Consider the following 17230-nt stretch of genomic DNA (forward strand, 5'->3'; position numbering starts at 1 on the left):
CCTTGTGCCAGAGCGAGTCTGACGTCCGGCTGCATTATCAGTTAGTGATCGAGCGCAACGCCGGCACCTTTCGGGGTACGAACGCTTTCGACCAGATCCTGAATGGCCTGCGGAGGCGCCTCAGTGGACATCGAAACCGCGTAGGCCACTGCGAAGTTCAGCACCGCACCGATGGCACCGAAGGCCTGCGGCGAGATGCCGAACATCCAACTGTCAGGCGTATTGGCAAAGCTCGCCGTGCCAGGAATGAAGAACCAGCCCAGGTACATGAAGATGTACACCGAGGTGCTAATCAGCCCAACCAGCATGCCAGCTACTGCACCCTTGCTGTTCACACGCTTGGAGAAGATCCCCATCATCAGCGCCGGGAACAGGCTCGCTGCCGCAAGACCGAACGCCAGTGCTACCACCTGAGCCGCGAAGCCCGGCGGATTCAGCCCCAGCCAGGTTGCTACGAGAATCGCACCCGTCATGGACAAGCGGGCTGCCAGCATTTCGCTCTTCTCGCTGATCTTGGGATTGATGATCGTCTTGATCAGGTCATGGCTGATGGCCGAGGAGATAGCCAACAGCAGGCCCGCAGCTGTCGACAGCGCCGCCGCAATACCGCCCGCTGCGATCAAGCCGATAACCCAGCCAGGAAGATTGGCAATTTCCGGGTTGGCCAGCACGATGATGTCGTTGTTGACGACCAGCTCGTTGCCATTCCAGCCACGCTCCTGCGCAATGGGGGCGAACGCAGCGTTCGTGTCGCTGTACATCTGGATACGGCCATCGTTGTTCTTGTCTTCAAACGTGATCAGACCGGTTTCTTCCCAGGTCTGGATCCAGGCCGGACGCTCTTCATAGAGAATTGCTTCGGCTTGAGCAGTACCTTCGGGATAGATGGTGTTCACCAGGTTCAGACGAGCCATGGCCGCAACAGCCGGAGCAGTCAGGTACAGCATGGCGATGAAGACCAGAGTCCAGCCAGCGGACCAGCGGGCATCAGCCACTTTCGGTACGGTGAAGAAGCGGATGATGACGTGCGGCAGACCCGCAGTACCGATCATCAGCGACAGGGTGAACAGGAACATGTTCAGCTTGTTGTCGACGTCAGCAGTGTACTCGGCAAAGCCCAGCTCACGGACGACGGTGTCCAAGCGATCAAGCAGCGGCATGCCCGTCTCGACGTGGGTGCCGAACAGACCGAACATCGGGATCGGGTTGCCAGTCAACTGGAAGGCGATGAACACGGCCGGAATGGTGTAGGCAATGATCAGTACCACGTACTGCGCCACCTGGGTGTAGGTGATGCCCTTCATGCCACCGAACACCGCGTAGGCGAACACGATCGCAGCGGCCAGCCAGATGCCAACGTCATTGCTCACTTCGAGGAAGCGGGAGAAGGCCACGCCCGCACCGGACATCTGACCGATCACGTAGGTGACGGAGATGAGGATCAGACAGACCACAGCTACCAGACGCGCGGTACGGCTGTAGAACCGGTCACCGATGAAATCCGGTACCGTAAACTTGCCGAACTTGCGCAGGTAGGGTGCCAGCAGCATCGCCAGCAGCACGTAGCCACCGGTCCAGCCCATCAGGTAGACCGAGGTGCCATACCCACCGGCCGCGATGATGCCAGCCATGGAAATGAAGGATGCCGCAGACATCCAGTCAGCTGCAGTCGCCATCCCGTTGGTGACCGGGTGAACACCACCACCGGCGACATAGAATTCTTTAGTCGAACCGGCGCGGGCCCAGATCGCGATCCCGATATAGAGCGCAAAAGATGCGCCCACGAACAACATGTTAATCCAATATTGGCTCATGGCTTATTCCTCGACCCCGAATTCCTTGTCCATTTTGTTCAGCCGCCACGCGTAGTGGAAGATGATCAAAATGAACGCAATGATGGAACCCTGTTGAGCGAACCAGAATCCCAGGTCAGTTCCCCCGACCGGGATACCCGCCAGCAAAGGGCGCAGAAGAATGGCGAAACCATATGAGACAAGAGCCCAAACTACCAAGCTCCATGTTATGAGGCGAACATTCGCCTTCCAGTACGCATCAGCATTTTTTTTGTCGTCGTCGTCGGCCATGACGTTCTCCGCCTTATTTTTTTATTACGGGTGAAGGGAACCACATCGTGAATCTAGCAAGGTTGGGTCGTGAAAAGATAGCCCCGACTTTAGTCTGAAGGGCTCTGCAACACGCGCTAAAACGACACCCCAACCGTCACCGTCACCTGACCGGCCCCTCCTGTCCCTGCAGGACATGCCAGCATCCTGGTAGTGGCGAGGCCACGCGATCCTCAAGCCATACGCTGAGCGATTCTGCCAGCCCCTCAGGGAAATGGAGCTCGCTCTTTCGAGCCGCTTGCCGCGCGCAAAAACGATCATATTTACCTGACTCGTCGGTCACGAAAACGAAACAAACGTTGAACCAAGGGTTTCAGTCGTCGAATACGTGTTTATTAATCCGACACATGAGCCGGAAGTAGTAAAGGCGCAAGACAACTTCTATTTATCCTTCGCATAGGGCACAAACCAAGACAAGTGATAATAAAGATGCGCGACTTGAATAACAGACCGAGATCAGGCTTTGATTACAAGCCGTGCCAGGCTTGTCAACGCCAATGATCGTTAGTGCGCATCGCCATGTACGAATGGGGCTGCGACAAACCATAGGGGCAAATGGGTGCGTCGGGCGCGTGAGGCTATTAGCATCCGCGCCCGCCTGGCTCGCAGGAAGCGAGCCGAACTAGCAGGTGGGACGCCCAGCCGTATATTTCTGGGCAGGGTCAATTGCCGCCTCCAGGTCGCGAATTGCCGTCGCACCTATCAATAGCGGATAGCGGAAGTGGCTACGGTCGGTCAGGTTGACCTCGGTTTCGCGTAGCTGGTCACCGATGCATAACCGCATCTCGACAACCGGCCGCTCGGCTACATCCGGCCCACGCTCCACATCGCTGTCGTCGTCCGGGTCGACCGCCTCTTCTTTGCGGGTCTTGATTTCGGCGATACGCGCCAGCCGATGCTCATACAGCGTGTCGTCGGCGCCTTCGACTGCCAGGCGGAATCTCACCCAGTCTTCGCCGTCTCGTTCGAAGCGTTCGATATCGCGCGCCGACAGTGAAGCTGTCATGGCACCGGTGTCCATCTTCGCCTTGAGGGTCTTGCCCAAGTCTTCGATCTTGATCTGCTCATAGCGGCCGAACAGGGTTGGCTCAGCGGCAACGGCGGGAAGGGTTAAAGCGCTCAGTAACAACAACAAACGGGACAAAACGGCCTCCTGACTCTTGATATCGACTTCAGTGGGACCGGCTGTCGCCGCGATCCGTTCCGCCCGTTGTGTCGGGCCATCGGCAGCACGCGTGGGTGCGGGCCGCCTGTTAGACTGCGCCTCACTTTTTCCAGCAGACCAATACCGTGCCCAGTTCAGCCTTCGCCACCCTGCCCCTCAGCCCTGCAACGCTGGCCAACCTCGACGCGCTCGGCTATGCCGAAATGACACCGATTCAGGCGCAAAGCCTGCCGGTCATGCTTAAAGGTATGGACCTTATCGCGCAGGCGAAGACCGGCAGTGGCAAGACCGCCGCCTTCGGTATTGCCCTGCTGGAGCCAATCAATCCGCGCTATTTCGGCTGTCAGGCGCTGGTGCTTTGCCCCACCCGCGAGCTGGCCGATCAGGTCGCCAAGGAACTGCGCCGGCTGGCGCGCTCGGCAGACAACATCAAGATCCTGACGCTTTGCGGCGGCGTCTCCATCGGCCCGCAGATCGGCTCGCTGGAGCACGGCGCCCATATCATCGTCGGCACGCCTGGGCGCGTTCAGGAACACCTGAAAAAGGGCACGCTGAAACTCGACGGCCTCAACAAGCTGATCCTCGACGAAGCCGACCGCATGCTCGATATGGGTTTCTACGATGCGATTGCCGAGATCATCGGGCAGACCCCGAGCAAGCGGCAAACCCTGCTGTTCTCGGCGACCTACCCCAGCGGCATCAAGCAACTGGCGTCGGCCTTCATGCGCGATCCGCAGCAGGTCAAGGTCGAAGCCCTGCATGACGACAGCCAAATCGAGCAGCGCTTCTACGAGATCGATCCGGAAGAGCGCATGCAGGCGGTTATTCGCATCCTCGCCAGCTTCCGACCCGAGACCTGCGTGGCCTTCTGCTTTACCAAACAGCAGTGCCAGGAACTGGTCGACGCTCTCACCGAGAAGGGTATCTCTGCCATGGCGCTGAACGGCGATCTGGAGCAGCGCGACCGCGACCAGGTGCTGGCCATGTTCGCCAACCGCAGCCTGTCGGTGCTGGTCGCGACCGACGTCGCGGCCCGCGGTCTGGATATCGATGCGCTGGACATGGTGATCAACGTCGAGCTGGCGCGTGATTCCGAAATCCACATTCACCGGGTTGGACGTACCGGTCGCGCCGGCAAGAAAGGCATCGCCATCAGCCTGGTCGCCCCAGCCGAAGGCCACCGCGCCCAGGCCATCGAGGACCGGCAGAAAGCGCCGCTCAATTGGCAGCCCCTGAGTGATCTGAAAGGGCAGCCAGGCGAACCGCTGCAACCGCCGATGGTGACGCTGTGCATCGGCGCAGGCCGCAAGGACAAGCTGCGCCCCGGCGACATCCTCGGCGCGCTGACAGGCGATGCGGGAATTGCGGGCAAGCAGGTGGGCAAGATCGCGATCTTCGATTTCCAGGCATTCGTTGCAGTCGAGCGCGATGTCGCCAGGCAGGCGCTCAACCGCTTGAATGCCGGAAAGATCAAAGGACGGTCGTTGAAGGTTAGGCAGCTATAAGCTGGAGGCTGGAGGCTGGAGGCTGGAGGCTGGAGGCTGGAGGCTGGAGGCTGGAGGCGCATGTTCAGGTCTTGCCAATCCTGTCAAGATTTTTCTTCCAGCCTCAAGCTTCAAGCTGCTTCTGATCGTCCCGCCTTCCGGCCTGCAGCGCTTTTATCGTCTTTATCGCTTACAACGACCCGCGAGCCCAGGGACCCCAGATGGCAACAAGCTCTTGTACTGGAACCCATCGGGCAGCTGGAGCAATTCCAGGCCGGTGCTCAGGTCCTTGGTCGGGCCGTAGCTGCTGCGACCAGGCCGGCGCCGCGACCTTGTGCGTTACCCACGGCGAAGGCTTCGAGCGTGCCGAGAAACGGCGTGCTGACGAGGACGGCGGCGGCTGGCATCGTGTTCACGGTTCTTGCGGTGTCCTCTTTACAGGAATGGGAGGGGGCGGCATGAATGAAGCCTGACGAATGCAGCTAAACGATGACCGTGCGGTTTCGTTCCGACGATGCGAGACGGATGGACGGTATAAGCTTTGCTTCGATTGCCGTGACATCAGCCCACGGCCGACGTCCTACCTTCCTCTTATCCCAGCCAGGTCCGACTCGTTTTTATGCGCTCACCCTCGCTCAGCCATTCCCTGCGCCAGCTCTGGGCGCTGGACAAGTTCGGCTACAGCCTTCGCGTACTGATCGCACTGGCCGGCAGCATGGGATTGAGCTGGTACCTCTCCCAGCCATCGATGATGATTCCCTTGTTCCTCGGCGTCATTGCCAGCGCCTTGGCGGAAACCGACGACAGCTGGCTAGGGCGGTTATCGGCGCTGCTGGTCACACTGCTGTGCTTCAGCATTGCCGCGGCTTCGGTGCAGCTGCTGTTCCCCTTCCCTCTGCTCTTCGCGCTCGGCATGGCGGCAGCAGCGTTCGGCCTGGTGATGCTCGGTGCGCTGGGCGAACGCTACGCGACCATCGCCCAGGCGACATTGATTCTGTCGATCTACAGCATGATCGCAGCCGACCAGCGTGGCGGCGAGGCGCTGTATCCCTGGCGCGACCCGCTGCTGTTAGTGGCGGGCGCGACCTGGTACGGCCTGCTTTCCGTTGTCTGGAATGCGCTCTTTGCGCACCAGCCCGTACAGCAAAGTCTGGCTCGCCTGTACCGGGAGCTGGGGCAGTACTACAAACTCAAGGCCGCCCTGTTCGAGCCGGTGCGCCAGTTGGACGTGGAAGAACGTCGCCTGCAACTGGCGCAGCAGAACGGCCGGGTGGTCAGCGCGCTGAATGCCACCAAGGAAACCCTGCTGCATCGCCTGGGCAATGGCCGGCCCGGAGCGAAGATCAGCCACTCCCTCAAGCTCTACTTCCTTGCACAGGACCTGCACGAGCGCGTCAGCTCCTCGCACTATCCTTACCAGGAGCTGGCCGAGGCGTTTTTCCACAGCGACGTACTGTTTCGTTGCGGCAGACTGCTGCGCTTGCAGGGCGTGGCTTGCGCGGACCTGGCGAATGCCGTCCAGCTGCGTCAGCCGTTTCGCTACAGCGAAGCCAATGCACAGGCACTGGCGGATCTGGAGTCTTCGCTCGAACACCTGCGGCTGCAGAGCAACCCGGCGTGGCGCGGGCTGTTGCGCTCACTGCGGGCATTGTCCGGCAATCTGGCGACCATCCAGCGCCAGCTATCCATGGCGACCAACCCCGACGCCCTGGAAGGGGAACAGGACAGCAGCCTGCTGGACCGCGAACCGCAATCGGTGCGTGACGCCCTGTCTCGGATTCGCCTGCAACTGACTCCCACGTCTCTGCTCTTCCGCCATGCCCTGCGCATGAGCCTGGCGCTGGTGTGTGGCTATGCGGTGCTCCATGCGATCCACCCGGAGCAAGGCTACTGGGTATTGCTGACCACGGTCTTCGTCTGCCAGCCGAACTACGGTGCAACAAGAATCAAACTGGTGCAACGCGTGACCGGCACCGTGGCGGGGCTGGTTGTGGGCTGGGCGCTGTTCGATCTGTTCCCGAGCCAGCAGGTGCAGGCGCTATTTGCCGTGGTTGCCGGCGTGGTGTTCTTCGCCACGCGTAGCAGCCGCTACACCTTGGCGACCGCGGCGATCACGCTGCTGGTGCTGTTCTGCTTCAACCAGGTCGGTGACGGCTATGGGCTGATCTGGCCGCGCCTGGTCGATACACTGCTAGGCAGCCTGATCGCCGCGGCCGCGGTATTTCTGATCCTTCCCGACTGGCAGGGCCGACGCCTTAATCAGGTCGTCGCCAATACTCTCAGTCGCAGTGCCGACTACCTGCGCCAGATCATGCGCCAGTACGAGAGCGGTAAACGAGACGATCTGGCGTACCGACTGGCGCGGCGCAATGCACATAACGCAGACGCGGCGCTGTCCACGACGCTGTCCAACATGCTTCTGGAACCGGGGCACTTTCGCAAGGACGCCGAGACCGGATTCCGCTTTCTGATCCTCTCGCACACGTTGCTCAACTACCTGTCGGGCTTGGGCGCCCACCGCGAGAGTCTGCCCGACGATGCGCGTGACGAAATGCTGGAAAGCGCCGCCAAGCGGCTGGCCGATAGCCTCGACGAACTGGCTGTATCCTTGCAGTGCAATCAGCCGGTGGCCGTATACAGCGAAGACGAAGAGGCCCTTGCCCAGCAGCTCGAGCAGGCGCCTGATGACATGGACGATGCACACCGCCTGCTACAGACCCAGCTGGGTCTGATCTGCCGGCAGCTGGCGCCGCTGCGTAGCATGGCCAGCCACCTGGTTCGCCAGCTACCGACACCTCAGGGCTGAGGCAGCGACACTGGGGCCGGCAGCCCATGGCGATGGAAGATTTCGGCATAGCTGCCATCCGCCAGCATCGCTTCGATCTCACGATTGAACGTGGCGAGGATCTCCTCCCGCTGCGGATGGTCAGTACGCACCACCAGCGAGAGGTCCAGCAAGCTGAACGCCCCAGGCACAAACCGATAGGCGTCCTGCAGATCCCTGAGTTCTCGGTGCAGATGAAACAACACCGTGCGCTCATCTTCCAGCGTCAGGTCGATGCGTCCCGCGCCGAGCATCTTGGCCAGTTGAACGAAGTTGGCAGCGTAGCCCTTGTTCAGCCGGGCATCGTGCTCTAACGCCTCACTGTAGGCGTAACCCCGAACCAGCCCGATTCGATACGGAATCAGGCTGTCCCGGCCGCTGTATGCGATGTGCTGGTCGCGCCGCCGAATCCAGCGCACGCGATTGGTCAGAAAGGGCCGCGAGTAGCTGCCGTATTCCATCCGGCCCGAGGCGGGCCAGGCATTGACCAGGTCGTATCGGCCATACCGAAGGCCCAGCAGGGCGCGCTCCCAGGGCACCTCGATGTAATCCACCTGGTAGCCCGCGCGACCAAGGGCAGTTCGAACCAGCTCCACCGACAGGCCACCGCCAGGCAAGCGCTGGTCCGTATACGGCGGCCAGACGTTGCCAGCCAGACGCAGCACCTCAGCCTGAGCCGTGAACGTGCTTATCGTCAGTAGCGCCAGCAACAGCAGAGTCCATGTTCGTTTCACGACGTTCTGTCCCGCTCTTGATAATGGCCAGGTACCGTCGGCCCCAAGTACAAATCAGGCCGCTTATCCGAGGCTGGCCGTTCCGATCGCCGAGGGGCACTGCATCTACCGAGCCGGGGGAGTACCATGCCGCGTTTTCAGGCGTGACCGGGGTGAGCAGTGTTGCAGACGGACGTGGTAGTGATTGGTGCAGGCGCAGCCGGTTTGATGTGCGCTTTCACAGCGGCGGCGCGAGGCCGTCAGCTACTGCTGCTGGACCATGCCAACAAGGCCGGCAAGAAGATCCTCATGTCGGGCGGCGGGCGCTGCAACTTCACCAATATTTACACCGAGCCCGCCAACTTTCTGTCCGCCAATGCTCATTTCTGCAAATCAGCTCTGGCACGTTACACCCAATGGGATTTCATCGAGATGACCAGCCGCCACGGCGTGCCCTATCACGAGAAGAAACTCGGTCAGCTGTTCTGCGACAACAAGGCCAGCGACATCCTCGACATGCTGCTCGACGAGTGCCAGCAGGCCGGAGTCGGCCTGCATCTGAACACCGCCGTGCAGTCCGTTGAGAAAACCGAAGACGGCTATCTGTTGCGCAGTAGCATCGGCGACCTCACCTGCCAGTCGTTGGTGATCGCCACCGGAGGGCTGTCAATCCCAACGCTGGGCGCCAGTGGCTTCGGCTACCAGATTGCCCGGCAGTTCGGCCACACCGTGCTGCCGACCCGCGCCGGCCTGGTGCCCTTCACCATCACCGAGCCGCAATTGAAGTCGATGTGCGAGGCGCTGTCGGGGACTTCGGTCGAGGACTGTCTGGTCAGTTGCAATGGCCAGAGCTTCCGAGAAAACATCCTGTTCACCCATCGCGGACTCTCCGGGCCGGCGATCCTGCAGGTGTCTTCGTACTGGCAGCCGGGTGATGTCATCGAGATCAACCTGCTGCCACACCTGAACCTACCCGAATGGCTGGACGAGCAGCGCTGCGAGCGGCCCAACACCGAGCTGAGGACTCTGCTCAATGAGCTGTTCACTCGTAAGATGGCAGGGTTGCTGGCCGAGCATTGGTTCGTGTCCAAACCACTGAAGCAGTACAGCCCAGCCGAGCTCCAGGAAGTGGCCGCCAAACTCGGCAGCTGGCAGCTGGTTCCGGCCGGGACCGAGGGGTATCGCACCGCGGAGGTGACCCTCGGCGGCGTGGATACCAGAGAGGTGTCTTCGAAGACCATGGAGTCGCAAAAAGCGGCGGGGCTGTACTTCGTCGGCGAAGTGCTGGATGTCACCGGCCATCTGGGCGGCTTCAATTTCCAGTGGGCCTGGGCGTCCGGCTATGCCGCGGCGCAATACGTATAATGGCCCACGGCGGTGATTTCCGACCCCGGGACGCTCGATCATTCGCCAGGCAGATTTGACGGCGGCGAAACCTCGCGTGGTCCGGCCGGGTCGGTCGCGGTGTTCTGGTATTCCTGCTGGTTCTCGCTGTTGTTGTCCAGCGCCGAGGGTTCGTCATCTGGCGAACAGGCGACCAGCATCAGCGAAAGCGATAACGCGGTGGCGACAGCGATACATTTCGATTTCATGCAGACCTCCTTCAGAAGGCGCCTCGCAAGTCGCGAGACGCCCTGACGAGCTGACTGAGCTTCTTACTGCGAGGAACCGGTACCGGTACCGGTGGGGTTGGGGGCGGTGCCGGAACCCGATTCGGTACCGAGACCGCTACCATTGTCAGCGGGCGCCGTGTCCATATTGCCCGAGCCGGTCGTCATGCCGGTTCCGGTGCCGGTCTCCGCACCTGCACCAGTCCCGGTGCCCGTAGTGCCCGGCCCTGCACCCGTTCCGGCGCCAGTGCCAGTGCCAGTGTTGGCCGGCGGTGTGCTGCTCGGTTGTGGTGGCGTTGGCTGCTCTGTAGTGGGCTGCGGCGGCGTTTGTTCACGTTCAGGTTCGTCCGGGCCACAGCCGACCAATAGCAGGCCCAGGATAGGGGCAGATAGATATGCAAGACGCATGGTGTCACCTCCACGAGTTGAAGCCGACGGGCAGCGCCGGCAAAACGAATATTCGAATCCTTCTTGAAACTGACCCTGCGGCGGGGCGAGAGTGCCCCCCCGCGAACGGGCGAGGCCAAGTCGACCGCTCAACGGCGCCTGGTTAAGGGGCACGCCAGCTGCCAGACAGCCAAGACGGCCCACCCCACGCGAATCCGGAATCGGTTGGTAAAAGAGTATGGCGGAGCCGGACAGTTCACTAAGTGAACAGGTGCAGCGCCTGAACCAACAGCTCAGGCAATTGCACAAAACCCTGCGGCGCCGGGGCGCTGCGCCCCGGCAACGGAACGAATCAGGCAGCCTGGCTGGCACTGAGTTCCTTCTTCAAGCGGTTTCGCAATTCGGACATCTGCTGGCCCATTTCTTCCAGCCGGGCCTTGTCGAACAGCTCGCGAGCCTTGGGAAACATCTCCGATTCCTCTTCCTCGATGTGATGCTCAAGCAACTCCTTGCACACTTTGACGCGCCCGGAGAACTCGACGCTGGATGGATCGGTGGCCTTGAGGTCGGGCAGTACCAGCGAATCCACCGCGCGGTGCTCTTCCTTGGCCTCATAAAACATTTTCAGCTCTTCCTTGCTGCCGGCTTCCTTGTAGGCGGGATAAAGGATCTGCTCTTCGAGCCGGGTATGGATGGTGACTTCCATCTCCAGTTTCTGCAGCAATTCGGTGCGGGTCTTGACGGCGCGCTCAGTGCTATCGGTCAGGCGCGTCAGGATATCCTTCACTTTCTGGTGGTCGTCGATCAGCAGGTCGATGGCGTTCATAGGGTTTCCTCATCGCTGTCAGGCTTCGCGAAGCACCCAGGCGCTTCGGCCGGGTCGGATCGCCTGCGCTGGATTGCGCAGCGAGTGCGGTCGGCCTGCGGGCCGACCGCTCGGTTCAGGCGTACTCGTAGGTGGGCAGCTCGGTGCGACTCTGGCTCTGCAACCGGGCGATTGCAGGCGACATGCCAGCCTCCAGCGCCAGGTCACGACGAATGGAGCTGATGACCCATTCCAGCTGAATGTCGGCCTGGGTCTGTCCCTTCGAGAGCGCGCGCTTGATGATGTCCCGATCATCGTTACGCAGCGTCAGTAGCAGCCCGCCATCCGGACGAGGAGCAGTGAGCACTTCGAACTCAGGAAACGCGGCAGCGAGAGTTTTTTCAGCGGCGATCATTATTGTGTACTCCGGTTATGGACCAGCATCCATAGCAGGAGCAGCGTTCGTGCCAACCCAGTAGAGATCAATATGTACACGAAATTCAGTGACTTACGTCACATAATAGCGTTTTGTATGCATGCAAAACGCATGAACCCGCTGTTCCTGGCATGCATTCTGCTCTGCCCAGTGAACAACCGCCGACTACCGCTGTCGCCGGCTCACCCCTTGCGCCAGACGCTGGCGAGCCAGGGTTGCTGCTCGCGCGGCAACCCGGCTGGGCGATAATAATGTTCGAGCTCGATGAAGCCGACCGATTGCAGCAAGCCGCGCCACGTCGGCCAGTCATACCAGGTGCCATAACGCGCACCGCTCCAGCCTTCCTGATTGTCGCCGCGGGGATTGGAGCTGAACAGCACCCCACCACCGCGAAGCGCCGTATGCAGCTTCAGCAATACCGAGGCGATTTCGCGGCTAGGAAGATGAAACAGCACTGCATTGGCGAAAACGCCGTCGAACGCTTCGGCGGGTAGATCCAGCTGCAGGAAGTCTTGGTGCAGAACCTCACAGCCGGTCTCGGCGCGTGCCATGTTCACGAAGGGTTCGGCACCGTCCAGCCCAACGGCGATATGGCCACGTGCCGTGAAAGTCTTGAGGTCTCGCCCGGGCCCGCAGCCCAGGTCGAGGATGCGAAATGGCGGCTCACCGGGGATGTGCCGCAGCAAGGCATCGATATTCTGGCTGACATCATGATCGCGCGTCCCGTCGCGAAAGGCCTCGGCGTTGGCGCGGTAGTCGTCCAGCGTCCGGTCGGCGATGGTATGGGCGTTTTCGTCAGTCATGGTGGGCTCCCAAAGATGGATAATAATTCCGAGCCTAGCGATGCATGGCCTGACTGCCAACGCGCATCGGGGCCCGGTAGTAACGGAACAAAGACCTGTCGGATCGCTGCGGACCCCTGAACTTGCAGAGCTCTACAACGCTCCAACATGCTCGTCTGGCGGTAATTAATACCGTTCGAAACAGTACTTTCATAAAAATCGTCGAGAATCTTCCGATGAGCCAAGCACCCGCCAAAGTTGTCCTGCTCGTTGAGGACGAACCCCACATTCTCTGTCTGTTATCTGACTATCTCGCCGGCGAAGGCTATAAGGTGCTTGAAGCAGCGGATTCCGTTCAGGCTTTTGACATATTGGCGACCAAGCCACAGCTTGACCTGCTGGTGACTGATTTCCGATTACCGGGTGACGTTTCCGGCGTGATGATTGCCGAGCCAGCGCTCAAGCTGCGGCCAGACCTGAAGGTCATCTTCATCAGCGGCTACCCGATCGAAATCTACGAGTCGGGCAGCGATATCGCACGTTCCGCACCGATTCTGGCCAAGCCTTTCTCGCTCGATACCTTGCGCAGCCAGATCCAGCAGTTGTTGGCCTAGCGATCCCTGCTGATTTAGCCCCCTCATAATGCAACGAGCCCGCACTGGGCGGGCTCGTTTATGCACGCATCGTCTCAGTTGACCTTGGGATCCAGCTCACCGCGCGCGTAGCGCTCGAACATGCCTTCCAGGGAGATCGGCTTGATCTTCGAGGCGTTGCCGGCGGTGCCGAAGGCTTCGTAACGGGCAATGCAGATGTCGCGCATGGCGGTCACGGTCTTGGCCAGGTACTTGCGCGGATCGAACTCGCTGGGGTTCTTCGCCATGAACTCGCGAATCGCACCGGTGGACGCCAGACGCAGGTCGGTGTCGATGTTGACCTTGCGCACGCCGTACTTGATGCCTTCGACGATTTCCTCGACCGGCACGCCGTAGGTTTCCTTGATGTCACCACCATACTCGTTGATGATCTTCAGCCACTCCTGCGGAACCGAGGAGGAGCCGTGCATCACCAGGTGGGTATCGGGTATGCGCTGATGGATCTCCTTGATGCGCTGGATCGACAGGGTGTCACCGGTTGGCGGCTTGGTGAATTTGTAGGCGCCGTGGCTGGTGCCGATGGCGATGGCCAGGGCATCGACCTTGGTCTTGGCGACAAAGTCAGCGGCTTCTTCCGGATCGGTCAGCAGCTGGCTGTGATCCAGCGCACCTTCGGCGCCGACGCCGTCTTCTTCACCGGCCATGCCGGTTTCCAGCGAGCCCAGGCATCCCAGCTCTCCCTCTACCGACACGCCACAGGCGTGGGCGAAGGCAACGACCTGCTGAGTGACGCGGACGTTGTATTCGTAATCGGACGGCGTCTTGCCGTCTTCACGCAGCGAGCCGTCCATCATGACTGAGCTGAAGCCCAGCTGGATGGAGCGCTGGCAGATGTCAGGGCTGGTGCCGTGATCCTGGTGCATGACCACCGGGATATGCGGGAACTCTTCGATCGCCGCGAGAATCAGGTGACGCAGAAACGGCGCGCCTGCGTATTTACGAGCACCAGCCGAAGCCTGGACGATCACCGGGGAGTCGGTCTTGTCGGCCGCTTCCATGATGGCTCGCATCTGCTCAAGGTTGTTGACGTTGAAGGCCGGCACGCCGTAGCCGAATTCGGCGGCGTGGTCGAGCATCTGACGCATGCTGATGAGTGCCATGTTTTCCTTTCTCCCGGTTAGGGTCGTTTAATCATGTAAAGCCTGCCGCAGGGGCCGGCGCTGTTCAAGCACCACGCAGTATGGCGCGGCATTGTAGTGGCGGATGGCTCAAAAGCCATCAGGCCCGGGGAAAACGCCGCAGAACAGGAGAATCGCCTGCCTTTTCGATCAGATGTTGATCAACGACGCGCTGCAACCATGGGCGAGCAGCTTGTCATCAGCCAGACGATAGACCAGTGCGCCTGTTCCCTTGTCGTGGAAGGCCACAACGCCATCGCTATAGAAAGCTCCATGGGCCACGGGTTCCTTGCGCAACCTATGGACTTGCTGGCTGTCGCCGATTTTCAGCTCCACCATCTGGCGGCTTTGATCCACATAGCGCCAGGCAATGTTCTGCGTGCTCTGGCACTTCCAGCCTATGAAGGGTGCGTCCGGGCCGGATTGCCAGTGGCCGCACCCGCCAAGCAGTAACGCAGCAATCGAAATGAGCAGGCCTTTCATCGGTTCTCCTAGCGGGCTCAGGAACAGTCCTGGACGTCGGCAGCGGTGCCTGCAGTCGGGTCGCCAGTGCTCTGCATCTCGATGCGCTGATCGTTCTGCGCGGTCGGGCTTTGCACCGGTGGCGGGTCGATCACTTCACAGAGCGAGTCTGGTGGACCTCCGGCACAACCGGCCAGGCCAAGACAGCAAACAGCTAGTGCGGCGTAACGCATGGTGAGCCTCCATTCCTCGTCTGGACAGAACAGAGACAGCAACCAACCGCAGGGGTTGCCTGTGCCGTTACGCTTGTAACGACCAAAAGGCCAGCGGCCGTCTTACTTTGCGCGCTGCTCCAGCACTTCCACGGCAGGCAGAACCTTACCTTCGACGAACTCGAGGAAGGCGCCGCCGCCGGTGGAGATGTAGGAAATCTGTTCGCCGACACCATACTTATCGATAGCCGCCAGGGTGTCGCCGCCACCCGCGATGGAGAATGCCGGGCTTTGCGCGATGGCCTGTGCCAGCACCTGGGTGCCGTTGCCAAACTGATCGAACTCGAACACACCGACCGGGCCGTTCCAGAGGATGGTCTTCGACGACTTCAGCAGTTCGGCAAAGTTGGCTGCGGTCTGCGGGCCGATGTCCAGAATCATGTCGTCCTCGGCCACGTCCGCGACCGCCTTGACGGTGGCTTCGGCATCTTCAGCGAAAGCCTTGGCCACGACCACGTCGACCGGCAGCGGCACGCTGACCTTGGCGGCGATGGCCTTGGCGGTGTCGACCAGATCGGCTTCGTACAACGACTTGCCCACCGGGAAACCGGCCGCAGCCAGGAAGGTGTTGGCGATACCACCGCCGACGATCAGCTGGTTGCAGACCTGGCTCAGGCTGTTGAGCACGTTCAGCTTGGTGGAGACTTTGGAGCCGGCGACGATGGCTGCCATCGGCTGAGCCGGATGCTTCAGCGCTTTGCCCAGGGCATCCAGCTCGGCTGCCAGCAGCGGGCCGGCACAGGCCACCTTGGCGAACTTGGCCACGCCGTGGGTCGAGCCCTGGGCGCGGTGCGCAGTGCCGAAGGCGTCCATGACGAACACGTCGCACAGCGCCGCGTACTGCTGCGCCAGCTCGTCGGTGTTCTTCTTTTCACCCTTGTTGAAACGCACGTTCTCCAGCAGCACCAGCTCACCGGCCTGCACCTGCACGCCGCCGAGGTAGTCCTTGATCAGCGGCACTTCGCGGCCAAGCGCCTTGCTCAGGTAATCAGCGACCGGCTTGAGGCTGTCCTCCTCGCTGTAGACGCCCTCTTCCGGACGGCCCAGATGCGAGCAGACCATCACCGCGGCGCCCTTTTCCAGTGCCAGCTTGATGGTTGGCAGGGAAGCGAGGATGCGCGCATCGCTTTTAACCGCGCCATCCTTCACCGGCACGTTGAGATCCTCACGGATCAGCACGCGCTTACCCTGGAGGTCGAGGTCGGTCATCTTCAAAACGGTCATGTGATCTTCCTTAAGTTCAAGAACGGCGATATGTGTAAGCTGCGGCCGGCCAGGCACAGCCCGCCAGACAGTGACGCTTAGGCGCGGTGGGCGACGCGCAAATAATGATCGGCCACGTCGAGCATGCGGTTGGCGAAACCCCACTCGTTGTCGAACCAGGCCAGCAGGTTCACCAGCCGCGGCCCTGAGGCACGCGTCAGGCTGCCGTCGACGATCGCCGAATGCGGATCGTGATTGAAATCGCAGCTGGCATGAGGCAGCTCGGTATACGCCAGCAAGCCCTGCAAGGGCCCGTCTTCGGCGGCCTCGCGCAGCACCCGGTTGATCGTATGCGCATCGGTATCGCAGGCGGTCTGCAGCGTGATATCCAGACAGGACACATTCACCGTCGGCACCCGCACGGCTTTGGCCTGAATCCGCCCCGAGAGTTCCGGCAGCAGGCGTTCGATGCCTTTTGCCAGGCCGGTCGACACCGGGATCACCGACTGGAAGGCCGAGCGCGTGCGGCGCAGATCATCGTGGTGATAGGCGTCGATGACCGGCTGATCGTTCATCGCCGAGTGAATCGTGGTGATCGAGACGTAATCGAGCCCGATGGCATCGTTGAGCAGCTTGAGCAGCGGTACGCCGCAGTTGGTGGTGCAGGACGCGTTGGAAACCAGTCGTTCGGCGCCTGTCAGCTGTTCATGGTTGATGCCCATGACCACCGTCGCATCGACGTCAGCGGCCCCGTTCATGGGTTGCGAAAACAACACGCGCGGAACACCTGCCGCGAGAAAGCGCTCCCCGCCGGCACGCGTGCTGTAGGCACCGGAACACTCGAGCACCAGGTCCACGCCCAGATCGCGCCAGTCAATCGCTTCGGGCGTCGGCTCGCGCAAGACCTTCACGCAGTGGCCGTTCAGATACAGACAATCGCCTTCCACCGCCACGGCGCCGGGAAAGCGGCCATGGGTGGAGTCGAAACGGGTGAGGTACTCAAGACTGGCCATGTCGGCGAGGTCGTTGAGGGCAACGATCTCGAAATCGAAGGCCGCGTTGCGCTCGTAGAAGGCACGCAACACGCAGCGTCCGATACGGCCGTAGCCGTTGAGGGCAATGCGGTAGGGGCGAGAGCGATTGTGCGGCATTGAGATTCGGCCTGTTTTCAAGCCGCTTGAGGCTAAAGGCTG

The 17230-nt window shown here is 61.1% G+C and carries 18 protein-coding genes; 4 read left to right on the forward strand and 14 right to left on the reverse strand.

Annotated elements, in window-relative coordinates; genetic code table 11:
• Nucleotides 1-41: 41 nt before the first annotated feature.
• The 3 genes from NA637_RS00670 to NA637_RS00680 all read right to left on the reverse strand — a co-directional run bounded on the left by NA637_RS00670 (nucleotide 42) and on the right by NA637_RS00680 (nucleotide 3267).
• Nucleotides 42-1814, reverse strand: a complete 1773-nt coding sequence (locus NA637_RS00670) for a sodium:solute symporter family protein (protein ID WP_256070474.1) — start codon at nucleotides 1812-1814, stop codon at nucleotides 42-44.
• Nucleotides 1815-1817: 3 nt separating this feature from the next.
• Entirely contained in the window at nucleotides 1818-2084 is a 267-nt protein-coding gene (locus tag NA637_RS00675; RefSeq protein ID WP_256070476.1) for a DUF4212 domain-containing protein, read from the reverse strand.
• A gap of 661 nt (nucleotides 2085-2745) precedes the next feature.
• Nucleotides 2746-3267 (reverse strand): ATP-dependent zinc protease, encoded by a 522-nt coding sequence (locus tag NA637_RS00680; protein WP_256070477.1) that lies wholly within the window; start codon nucleotides 3265-3267, stop codon nucleotides 2746-2748.
• Between the two features lie 146 nt (nucleotides 3268-3413).
• On the opposite strand from NA637_RS00680, the gene dbpA reads away from it, so the two are divergent.
• Nucleotides 3414-4793 carry an ATP-dependent RNA helicase DbpA gene (gene dbpA / locus NA637_RS00685; protein ID WP_256070478.1) on the forward strand — a complete coding sequence of 460 codons (1380 nt, stop codon included), beginning with the start codon at nucleotides 3414-3416 and terminating at the stop codon, nucleotides 4791-4793.
• A 598-nt stretch (nucleotides 4794-5391) separates the two neighbouring features.
• The gene (gene yccS, locus NA637_RS00690; RefSeq protein WP_256070479.1) at nucleotides 5392-7578 is read left to right on the forward strand and encodes a YccS family putative transporter; all 2187 of its coding nucleotides are present in this window, start codon (nucleotides 5392-5394) and stop codon (nucleotides 7576-7578) included.
• Here yccS and NA637_RS00695 read toward each other — a convergent pair.
• Nucleotides 7569-8330: a substrate-binding periplasmic protein gene (locus NA637_RS00695; protein WP_256070480.1), complete on the reverse strand. Its 762-nt coding sequence runs from the start codon at nucleotides 8328-8330 to the stop codon at nucleotides 7569-7571. The genes yccS and NA637_RS00695 overlap by 10 nt on opposite strands.
• A gap of 159 nt (nucleotides 8331-8489) precedes the next feature.
• Here NA637_RS00695 and NA637_RS00700 point away from each other — a divergent pair, with 159 nt between their 5' ends.
• Entirely contained in the window at nucleotides 8490-9674 is a 1185-nt protein-coding gene (locus tag NA637_RS00700) for an NAD(P)/FAD-dependent oxidoreductase (protein WP_256070481.1), read from the forward strand.
• A 38-nt stretch (nucleotides 9675-9712) separates the two neighbouring features.
• Here the strand turns inward: NA637_RS00700 and NA637_RS00705 are convergent, their stop codons facing one another.
• The 5 genes from NA637_RS00705 to NA637_RS00725 all read right to left on the reverse strand — a co-directional run bounded on the left by NA637_RS00705 (nucleotide 9713) and on the right by NA637_RS00725 (nucleotide 12350).
• Nucleotides 9713-9901, reverse strand: coding sequence for a hypothetical protein (locus NA637_RS00705; protein WP_256070482.1), 189 nt, complete (start codon nucleotides 9899-9901; stop codon nucleotides 9713-9715).
• Between the two features lie 63 nt (nucleotides 9902-9964).
• A complete protein-coding gene (locus NA637_RS00710; RefSeq protein ID WP_256070483.1) occupies nucleotides 9965-10327 on the reverse strand; it encodes a hypothetical protein in 363 nt (120 codons plus the stop codon).
• 331 nt (nucleotides 10328-10658) lie between these two features.
• The gene (locus NA637_RS00715) at nucleotides 10659-11132 is read right to left on the reverse strand and encodes a hemerythrin domain-containing protein (protein WP_256070484.1); all 474 of its coding nucleotides are present in this window, start codon (nucleotides 11130-11132) and stop codon (nucleotides 10659-10661) included.
• 115 nt (nucleotides 11133-11247) lie between these two features.
• Nucleotides 11248-11526: a DUF3509 domain-containing protein gene (locus NA637_RS00720; RefSeq protein WP_256070485.1), complete on the reverse strand. Its 279-nt coding sequence runs from the start codon at nucleotides 11524-11526 to the stop codon at nucleotides 11248-11250.
• 203 nt (nucleotides 11527-11729) lie between these two features.
• Entirely contained in the window at nucleotides 11730-12350 is a 621-nt protein-coding gene (locus NA637_RS00725) for a class I SAM-dependent methyltransferase (RefSeq protein ID WP_256070486.1), read from the reverse strand.
• A 215-nt stretch (nucleotides 12351-12565) separates the two neighbouring features.
• Here NA637_RS00725 and NA637_RS00730 point away from each other — a divergent pair, with 215 nt between their 5' ends.
• Nucleotides 12566-12943: a response regulator gene (locus NA637_RS00730; protein ID WP_256070573.1), complete on the forward strand. Its 378-nt coding sequence runs from the start codon at nucleotides 12566-12568 to the stop codon at nucleotides 12941-12943.
• 74 nt (nucleotides 12944-13017) lie between these two features.
• Here the strand turns inward: NA637_RS00730 and fba are convergent, their stop codons facing one another.
• The 5 genes from fba to epd form a co-directional block, all read right to left on the reverse strand.
• Nucleotides 13018-14082, reverse strand: coding sequence for a class II fructose-bisphosphate aldolase (gene fba / locus NA637_RS00735; protein WP_256070487.1), 1065 nt, complete (start codon nucleotides 14080-14082; stop codon nucleotides 13018-13020).
• A gap of 168 nt (nucleotides 14083-14250) precedes the next feature.
• On the reverse strand, nucleotides 14251-14583 hold the full coding sequence (locus tag NA637_RS00740) for an MliC family protein (protein WP_256070488.1): 333 nt from the start codon (nucleotides 14581-14583) through the stop codon (nucleotides 14251-14253).
• Between the two features lie 17 nt (nucleotides 14584-14600).
• Nucleotides 14601-14795, reverse strand: a complete 195-nt coding sequence (locus tag NA637_RS00745) for a hypothetical protein (RefSeq protein WP_256070489.1) — start codon at nucleotides 14793-14795, stop codon at nucleotides 14601-14603.
• A gap of 102 nt (nucleotides 14796-14897) precedes the next feature.
• Complete coding sequence (locus NA637_RS00750; RefSeq protein ID WP_256070490.1) at nucleotides 14898-16058, reverse strand: phosphoglycerate kinase; 1161 nt, start codon at nucleotides 16056-16058, stop codon at nucleotides 14898-14900.
• A 77-nt stretch (nucleotides 16059-16135) separates the two neighbouring features.
• A complete protein-coding gene (gene epd, locus NA637_RS00755) occupies nucleotides 16136-17188 on the reverse strand; it encodes an erythrose-4-phosphate dehydrogenase (RefSeq protein ID WP_256070491.1) in 1053 nt (350 codons plus the stop codon).
• Nucleotides 17189-17230: the final 42 nt, after the last annotated feature.

The organism is Stutzerimonas stutzeri (assembly GCF_024448935.1).
GTDB classification, from domain to species: domain Bacteria; phylum Pseudomonadota; class Gammaproteobacteria; order Pseudomonadales; family Pseudomonadaceae; genus Stutzerimonas; species Stutzerimonas stutzeri_AO.